A 7,924-nucleotide genomic window follows, 5' to 3' on the forward strand; every position below is an offset into this window, starting at 1 on the left:
CTGGTCGGAGATCTTCAGCCTCGGGCTCGCCGTCTGCTTCGCGGCGGGAGCGGTGGCGATTCCGGCGCTGTTCACCGAGGACCAGGAAGTGCTCGAGCGCGCCCACGTGGTGTGGTGGTTCTTCGTCGCGCTCATTCCGGTGGCGGGCGTCGTCTTCGCCCTCGACGGGGTGCTGCTCGGTGCGGGCGACGCGGCATATCTGCGTACCACCACTCTCGCCGCCGCGTTGCTCGGCTTCCTGCCCGCCATCTGGTTGTCGCTGGCCTTCGGCTGGGGCGTCGCCGGAATCTGGTCCGGCCTTGCCGCGTTCATGCTGTTGCGGCTGATCGCCGTCGCGTGGCGGGCGCTGTCGGGCCGGTGGGCCCTGGTCGGCGCAGACATGCCGAGGTGACCGACACCCGGCTCGGCCGGTGCGCGTGAATGCGGACGGATGTGCCAAGGTAGGTGTGGTGATACCCAAGTTGATGGCGGTGAGCGACATTCATGTCGGGCACCAGGGCAATCGGCCGGTCGTCGAGCAGATCAGGGCGGACTCGCCGGAGGACTGGCTCATCGTGGCCGGCGACGTGGGGGAGAAGACCGAGGACATCCGGTGGGCGCTGGAGCTGCTGCGCGGCCGGTTCGCCAAGGTGATCTGGGTGCCGGGCAACCACGAGCTGTGGACGACGGCGAAGGACCCGGTGCAGATGTCCGGGGTGGCACGCTACGACTACTTGGTGTCGATGTGTCGTGACCTCGACGTCCTCACGCCGGAGGACCCCTATCCGGTATGGCAGGGCGCGGGCGCCGAGGAGCACGGCGGAGCGGTCACGTTGGCGCCGATGTTCCTGCTGTACGACTACTCGTTCCTGCCGGAGGGAGCCACCACCAAGGCGGAGGGTCTGGCGATCGCCCGCGAGCGCAATGTGGTGGCGACCGACGAGTTCCTGCTCTCGCCGGAGCCGTATCTGACCAGGGACGCATGGTGCCACGCCCGGGTGCAGGTGACCAAGCGCAAGCTCGACGCGCTCGCCCCTGATACCCCGGTCGTCCTGATCAACCACTTCCCGCTGGTCCGGCAGCCGACCGACGTGCTGTTCTACCCCGAGTTCGCGCTGTGGTGCGGCACCGAACTGACCGCGGACTGGCACACCCGCTACAACGTGGTCTGCTCGGTCTACGGCCACCTGCACATCCCGCGCACCTCGCACTACGACGGCGTCCGGTTCGAGGAGGTCTCGCTCGGCTACCCGCGGGAATGGCAGCGCCGCGGCCTGCCCGAGCGCTTGCTGCGCCAGATCTTGCCGACCCCGCAGTACCCGCCGGGCACGCTGAACAAGTGGGGCGGGCACTTCCAGGTGACGCCCGAGATGGAAGCCGCCGCCGCGGAGATGCGCAGCAAAGCGCAGCAGCGGCGCGGACTGTAGTCGCGCCGAACATGGCGCTGCGATACCGCCCTGCGCGGCTGGACTACGCTCGTCGGTGATGATCGAGAACATTCTGCCCACGGGTGTGGCCTCGGCCGAGTTGCTGGCGTACCCGGAGGATCTGCGGCCGCATCCTGCGGAGGAACATCTGATCGCCAAGTCGGTGGAGAAGCGGCGCCGTGACTTCATCGGCGCGCGGCACTGCGCCCGGCTGGCGCTCACGCAGCTCGGCGAGTCGCCGGTTGCCATCGGCAAAGGTGAGCGCGGCGCTCCGGTCTTTCCGCGCGGGATCGTCGGCAGCCTGACCCACTGCGACGGCTACCAGGCCGCCGCGCTGGGCCACAAGCTGCGGTTCCGTTCCATCGGCATCGACGCCGAGCCGCACGCCACGTTGCCGGACGGCGTACTGGACTCGGTCAGTCTGCCCCCGGAGCGGGAATGGCTGAAGACCACCGACTCCGAGCTGCACCTGGATCGGTTGCTGTTCTGTGCCAAAGAGGCCACCTACAAGGCGTGGTTCCCGCTGACGGCGCGCTGGCTGGGCTTCGAGGACGCGCACATCACGTTCGAGATCGAGGACGGCTCCGCCGATTCCGGGCGCGGCAGCTTCCACACCGAACTGCTGGTGCCGGGGCAGACCACCGACGGTGGGCCGCCGCTGATGTCGTTCGACGGCCGTTGGCTGATCACCGACGGGTACATCCTGACCGCGATCACGCACGTCTGATGGACGGACTCGGCGGGCTGCTCGTCATCGACAAGGCCGGTGGCTGGACCAGCCACGACGTCGTCGCGAAATGCCGGAAGCTGTTGCACACCAAGAAGATCGGTCATGCGGGCACCCTCGACCCGATGGCGACCGGTGTGCTGGTGCTCGGTGTGGAGCGCGCGACCAAACTGCTCGGCCTGCTCACCTTGACGACCAAGGCGTACACCGCGACCATCCGGCTAGGGCAGGCGACCAGCACCGACGACGCCGAAGGCGAGGTGCTCACGACGACCCCGGCCGGTCACCTCACAGATGACGACATCACCGCGCGCACCGCCGGACTGACCGGTGAGATCGACCAGGTGCCCGCCACCGTCAGCGCGATCAAGGTGAACGGTGAGCGCGCCTATGCCCGCCACCGCGCGGGCGAAGACGTCCAGCTGGCCGCCCGTCCGGTCACGGTGTCGCGGTTCGACGTGCTCGCCCGGCGCGACACCGGCGATTTCGTCGACCTGGACGTGGTGGTCGAATGCTCCTCGGGCACCTATGTCCGCGCGCTGGCCAGGGATCTGGGCGCCGTCCTCGGTGTCGGCGGCCACTTGACCGTGTTGCGCCGCACCAGGGTCGGCCCGTTCACGCTCGAGCACGCCCGCACCCTGGACGATCTGGCCGCCGCCGAGTCGGGTGCGCCACCGTTGAGCCTCGACATGGACGCTGCGGTCCGAACCGCGTTTCCGCACCGGGACGTCGATGAGAAGCAAGCCGACGACCTGCGCAACGGCCGCTGGCTCGAACCGGTCGGTATCTCCGACGTCTATGCGGCGATCGATCCGGAAGGCCGTGCCATCGCGCTGGTGCGCGAAAGCGGTAAGCGCGCCGCATCGGTCATGGTCGTGCGCCCGGCGAATCTGTAGGGGTGCTGCGATCGTCGGGTGAATCCGTTCTGGCTCGCGCAACTCGGGTGAGTTCGGTTGGAAAACGAGATCGCCCGCCGCCGACTCGATATCGAGCACCTTCGTCTCGGCCTGGTCGCGCCTCGCTGCCGGAATTCCGCGCGCTGTTGGACTTTCTCTCCCGATAGCGGCGCGCGAATCGGCAGTGCCGCGTATGCGACGCAGCCGGGTGTAGTCCGACGAACTGGTCCGCGCCGGACCGAAAGGCGCGGCGGACAGGTCTAATTCCCGATTTGGTGGCGCAGGCGCTGCACCGCGTCGTCCATATGCTCCACGAGCAGAGCGCGGGCGTGCGCGGGCTTCGCGGTGGCGATCGCCTCGCGCAGGCCGACGTGTTCGCGGGCCTGTTCCCGCAGGTCCGGGTAGGTGGTCTGCAAGGCGCCCAGGCACATCCGTGTCTCGATCAGCAACGTGCGGGCCGCGCGGACGAGCCGCGGACTAGCCGCGCTTTCCACCAGCGCCTCGTGGAACGCCTGGTCGGCCTCGGATACCCCCACCGCGTCACCGCGTTCGGCGCAGACGACCATTTCCTCGACGCTGGGCCCCAGCGCCTCGTAGGCGATCGGGCGGCGGCCGTCGAGGATCAGATCCAGCGCGCCGCCCTCCAGCGCCGTCCTGGCACGGTAGATGTCGACGACGTCGTCGAGGCTCAGTTCGATGACGAAGATGCCGCGGTGGCGGATGCTGTGCAACAGGCCCTCGGACACCAAGCGCTGCATCGCCTCGCGCACCGGCCCGCGCGAGACCGCGAATTGCGCGGCCAGGTCGGCTTCGCCGAGCTGCGATCCGGGCGCGAGGCTGCCGCGCATGATCGCCTCGCGGAGCCGATCGGCGATCATCTCCGCGGTCGACTGCCGGTTCACCGGCTCGAAATCAACGACGGACATCGATCTGCCTTTCCGCGAACAAGGTGCCGAGGCCGGGTACGACCGGCTCCGCGCCGGCCAGCCGCAGACCCGCCCAGATGGTGACCTGATTGGCTGTGAGCACCGGTTTGCCCAGCGTAGCCTCCAGGTCCGGCAGTACCGCCATGGTGTGCATCGCGGTGTCGGGGACGAGCAGCGCCTGCGCGGCGGGGTGGTCGTTGTCCGCCGCCAGTCGCAGCACCTGGGCCGGGGTGAGGGTACCGACCTCGGCGGCGGTGTCGATCCCCGCACTGGACATCGAGACGACCTCGATGTCCGCGGCGGCGAGGAATTCCACGAACAGCCGGGCGACCTCGTCGGGATAGCTGGCGGCGATGGCGACGGTGCGCAGTCCGAGCGCGTGCGCGGCGTCGGCGAACGCGATGCTGGTGCTGGTCGCCGGCACGCCCGCGACCTCGGCCAGCGCGCGCACCTGATCGCGGGCGCCCTCGGGTCCGTAGACGAAACTGCCGGACGTGCAGGCCCAGACGATCGCGTCGGGGCGATGCCGGGCGAGCAGCGAGGCGCCGAGGCGCAGTTTCTCCGGGCTGCCCAGTTCGAGCAGTTCGGGAACGGCGTGCAGATCGGTGCCGTAGATGTGGGCTACCGGAAGGTGTGCGCCGATCGCCGCAGCCGCGAGCGGGTAGTCGTCCTCTGCGGCGTGGTCGGGGTAGATGAAACCGACGGTGGGTGCGTCCATGCGATGTTCTTCCTTCAGAAAACGTTGAGCAGCCACTTGCCGGGGCCCATCATCGGCAGCTTCATCCGGCCGAGACATGCCCACATGGTGAGCTGGTTGGCGGTGAGCACCGGCTTGCCGAGGGCCTTCTCCAGCGGCTCTATCACGTCGTAGGTCGGCAGGTTGGTACAGCTGACGAAGACGGCCTGGGCCTCGGGGTCGTCGGCGCCGACGATGCGTTCGGCGATCGTGCGGTAGCTGACCTTCCAGATGCCGCCGCCGAGCCCGAGGTGGTCGGAGCGGACCACCGAACACCCGGCCTCGGCGAGGAATTCGTGCAGCCGGTGGGTCAGGATCTCGTCGTAGGGGGTGAGCACCGAGATCCGGGTGAGGTCCAGATGGCGGATCGCCTCCAGCAACGCGCCCGAGGTGGTGACCGCGTCCTGCGCCCCGGCCCGGCAGATGGTGTCGCGCAACGACTTCTCGTAGGCGAGGCCTTTGATGAAACTGCCCGACGTGCACAGGTATGCCACGACTTCGGGTTCCACGTGCAGCACGTTGTGCGTGGCCGCAGTGAGATGCGCTGCGTCGGAAACCAATTCGGCCATCTCCAGCGAAACCGGGACCGGCTCGTAGGGTGTGCGGGCCAGGTGCAGGCTCACGTCCAGCGGCGCCCAGCGCCAGAGCTCTCGTTCGAGGGCGAGATCGAACGGTGCGATGATCCCGATGCCCCGTTGAGCAACGGGCCCCTCCAGGTCGGGAAAGCTCAGATCCACTACGGCCCCTCTCGCGCTCAGCCGGGACGACCTCCGAACACGATCGGATTGTTGACAATCATACGATGTGATCTTAGTGTGTCAATGTGGAACAGGGCCCGATTGTCGTCGTCCTGCACAGTGACAGTGTGCCCGACGCCGAGCGAATGGACCGAGTAGCAGGCCGCGCCACCATCAGGTACACCGAGGCACCCGGTTTGGCGGACGCCTTGCGCGGAGCGGAGGTCTTGTTCGTCTACGACTTCCGTACGCGGGCGCTGCCCGCCGCCTGGCATGCCGCCGACCGGTTGCGTTGGGTACACATGGGGTCGACCGGTGTCGACCCGGCGATGTTTCCCGAGCTGCGGGCGAGTGATGTAGTGGTAACCAACACCCGGGGCGTCTTCGACGCCGCGATCGCCGAATACGTGCTCGGCCAGATTCTCGGCTTCGCCAAGGACCTGTCCGGCTCGCTGCTGCTACAGCAGCGGCACGAGTGGCGGCATCGGGAATCCGAACTTGTCGCCGGCACGACGGCGTTGATCGTCGGCACCGGCTCGATCGGACGCCATATCGCCCGGCTGCTGCGCGCGGTCGGGATGACCGTGCGCGCGGTCGGCAGGCGCGAGCGCGCGTCCGACCCGGATTTCGGCGAGGTCGCCACCGATCTGCACGCCGAACTGGCCGGCGCCGATTACGTCGTCGCGATTGCCCCGCTCACCGAGCAGACCAGGAACATGTTCGACGCCGCCGCCTTCGCCGCGATGAAACCGCACGCCAGGTTTGTCAACGTCGGTCGCGGGGAACTCGTTGTGACCGACGATCTCGTCGCCGCGCTGCGCACCGGATCGATCGCCGCGGCGGCGCTCGATGTGGTGGACCCCGAGCCGCTCCCCGCCGATCACCCCCTGTGGGAATTGCCGAACGTCCGGATCACCCCGCACAACTCCGGTGACTTCATCGGGTGGCGTACCGAGATCGTCGACGCGTTCACCGAGAATTTCGACAACTGGATCGCCGGACGTCCGCTGGACAACGTGGTCGACAAAAGGCTGGGGTACGTGCCCGGCTGAAGGAGCCCATCCATGAGCTACCCCGACAAGAAACATCCCACCGACCCGACCGCCATGACCGCGGTCGAGCTGGTCTCGGCCTACGCGGCGGGCGCATTGTCGCCCGTCGAGGCGACCGAGGCGATCCTGCGCGCGATCGCCGACCGCGACGGCGCGCTGAACGCCTTCTGTCTCGTAGACCCCGATCGCGCCCTGGTGCAGGCGAAGGATTCCGAGGCCCGCTGGCAGTCCGGTCACGCCCGCGGCCTGCTCGACGGTGTGCCGATCTCGATCAAGGACGTCTTCCTGACCGAGGGCTGGCCCACCCGGCGCGGGTCCACGTCGATCGATCCGGCCGGACCGTGGCCGGTGGACAGTCCGGTGGCCGCACGGCTGCGGGAAGACGGCATGGTCTTCCTCGGCAAGACCACTACTCCGGAGATCGCGTGGAAGGCGGTCACCGACAGCAGGCTGGCGGGTGTCACCCGCAATCCGGCCGATCCGTCCACTACCGCGGGCGGCTCCTCCGGCGGTAGCGCCGCGGCCGTCGCGTCGGGCATGGGCCCGGTCTCGGTGGGCACGGACGGTGGAGGCAGCGTGCGCATTCCGGCGGCCTTCTGCGGCATCGTCGGATTCAAGCCCACCTATGGCCGGATTCCGCTGTTCCCGGCCAGTCCGTTCGGTCCGCTGGCGCACGCGGGCCCGATGGCCCGCACCGTCGAGGACGCGGCGCTGCTGATGGACATCCTGTCCCTGCCGGATCCGCGCGACCCCACCGCACTGGCTCCCACGCTCACCGTGTTTCGTGCCGAGATGCAGCGCGACGTGCGGGGATTGCGCGTCGCGTATTCACCGACGCTCGGCTACGCGAGGGTCGACGCCGAGGTCGCCGCGATCGTGGACGCGGCGGTGGCTCGCCTGGCCGAGGCCGAACTCACGGTCGGCGTCGCCGATCCTGGCTTCGAGGATCCGCGCGAGGCATTCGAACTGCTCTGGGCGGCCGGCGCGGCCACCATGTTGTCCGGCTACCCGGAAGGCACACGCGACCGGGTGGATTCCGGGCTGCGGACGGTCTGGGAGCGCGGTGAAACCGTCACCGCCGTCGACTATCTCGCGGCGCGCAACGTGGCGGCCCAGATCGGCATCAGGATGGGCGCGTTCCACACCGACTACGACGTCCTGATCACCCCGACGGTGCCGATTCCGGCCTTCGAGGCGGGACACGACGTGCCACCGGGCAGCGGCCTGCGCAGCTGGCCCGAGTGGACCCCGTTCACCTATCCGTTCAATCTCACCCAGCAGCCCGCGATCAGTATCCCGGCGGGCACCACCAGCGCGGGCCTGCCGGTCGGGCTGCAGATCGTCGGTCCGCGGCACTCGGACGATCTGGTCCTTGCGGTGGCCCGCTACGCCGAATTCGTGCTGGCGTCCTGAACGCGAGTGGCCCCGCGGCATGCCGCGGGGC

The 7,924-nt window shown here is 68.8% G+C and carries 8 protein-coding genes and 1 pseudogene; 6 read left to right on the forward strand and 3 right to left on the reverse strand.

Annotated elements, in window-relative coordinates; translation table 11 throughout:
* From ACFU5M_RS33420 to truB, 4 genes and pseudogenes are all read left to right on the forward strand, one after another.
* A pseudogene (locus ACFU5M_RS33420) lies at nucleotides 1–391 on the forward strand (MATE family efflux transporter); the annotation flags it as partial.
* A gap of 58 nt (nucleotides 392–449) precedes the next feature.
* The gene (locus tag ACFU5M_RS33425) at nucleotides 450–1,406 is read left to right on the forward strand and encodes a metallophosphoesterase family protein (protein ID WP_379055436.1); all 957 of its coding nucleotides are present in this window, start codon (nucleotides 450–452) and stop codon (nucleotides 1,404–1,406) included.
* 58 nt (nucleotides 1,407–1,464) lie between these two features.
* The gene (npt, locus tag ACFU5M_RS33430; protein ID WP_379055438.1) at nucleotides 1,465–2,133 is read left to right on the forward strand and encodes a 4'-phosphopantetheinyl transferase Npt; all 669 of its coding nucleotides are present in this window, start codon (nucleotides 1,465–1,467) and stop codon (nucleotides 2,131–2,133) included.
* Nucleotides 2,133–3,029, forward strand: coding sequence for a tRNA pseudouridine(55) synthase TruB (truB, locus tag ACFU5M_RS33435; RefSeq protein ID WP_379055440.1), 897 nt, complete (start codon nucleotides 2,133–2,135; stop codon nucleotides 3,027–3,029). Before npt ends, truB begins: the two co-directional genes overlap by 1 nt.
* A gap of 260 nt (nucleotides 3,030–3,289) precedes the next feature.
* On the opposite strand, the gene ACFU5M_RS33440 is transcribed toward truB, so the two are convergent.
* Genes ACFU5M_RS33440 through ACFU5M_RS33450 form a run of 3 tightly spaced genes read right to left on the reverse strand, consistent with a single transcriptional unit; the run spans nucleotide 3,290 to nucleotide 5,428 of the window.
* Nucleotides 3,290–3,955: a GntR family transcriptional regulator gene (locus ACFU5M_RS33440; RefSeq protein WP_379055442.1), complete on the reverse strand. Its 666-nt coding sequence runs from the start codon at nucleotides 3,953–3,955 to the stop codon at nucleotides 3,290–3,292.
* Nucleotides 3,942–4,673: a maleate cis-trans isomerase gene (locus ACFU5M_RS33445; RefSeq protein WP_379055444.1), complete on the reverse strand. Its 732-nt coding sequence runs from the start codon at nucleotides 4,671–4,673 to the stop codon at nucleotides 3,942–3,944. Before ACFU5M_RS33445 ends, ACFU5M_RS33440 begins: the two co-directional genes overlap by 14 nt.
* A gap of 14 nt (nucleotides 4,674–4,687) precedes the next feature.
* On the reverse strand, nucleotides 4,688–5,428 hold the full coding sequence (locus tag ACFU5M_RS33450) for an Asp/Glu/hydantoin racemase (RefSeq protein ID WP_040868092.1): 741 nt from the start codon (nucleotides 5,426–5,428) through the stop codon (nucleotides 4,688–4,690).
* A gap of 86 nt (nucleotides 5,429–5,514) precedes the next feature.
* Between ACFU5M_RS33450 and ACFU5M_RS33455 the strand changes: the two genes are divergently transcribed.
* Together ACFU5M_RS33455 and ACFU5M_RS33460 are read left to right on the forward strand one after the other, a co-directional pair.
* A complete protein-coding gene (locus ACFU5M_RS33455) occupies nucleotides 5,515–6,480 on the forward strand; it encodes a D-2-hydroxyacid dehydrogenase (protein WP_379055446.1) in 966 nt (321 codons plus the stop codon).
* A gap of 12 nt (nucleotides 6,481–6,492) precedes the next feature.
* Nucleotides 6,493–7,893, forward strand: coding sequence for an amidase (locus ACFU5M_RS33460; protein WP_379055448.1), 1,401 nt, complete (start codon nucleotides 6,493–6,495; stop codon nucleotides 7,891–7,893).
* The last annotated feature ends 31 nt before the right edge of the window (nucleotides 7,894–7,924 follow it).

The sequence above is a fragment of the Nocardia sp. NPDC057455 genome (genome assembly GCF_042802775.1).
GTDB lineage: Bacteria > Actinomycetota > Actinomycetes > Mycobacteriales > Mycobacteriaceae > Nocardia.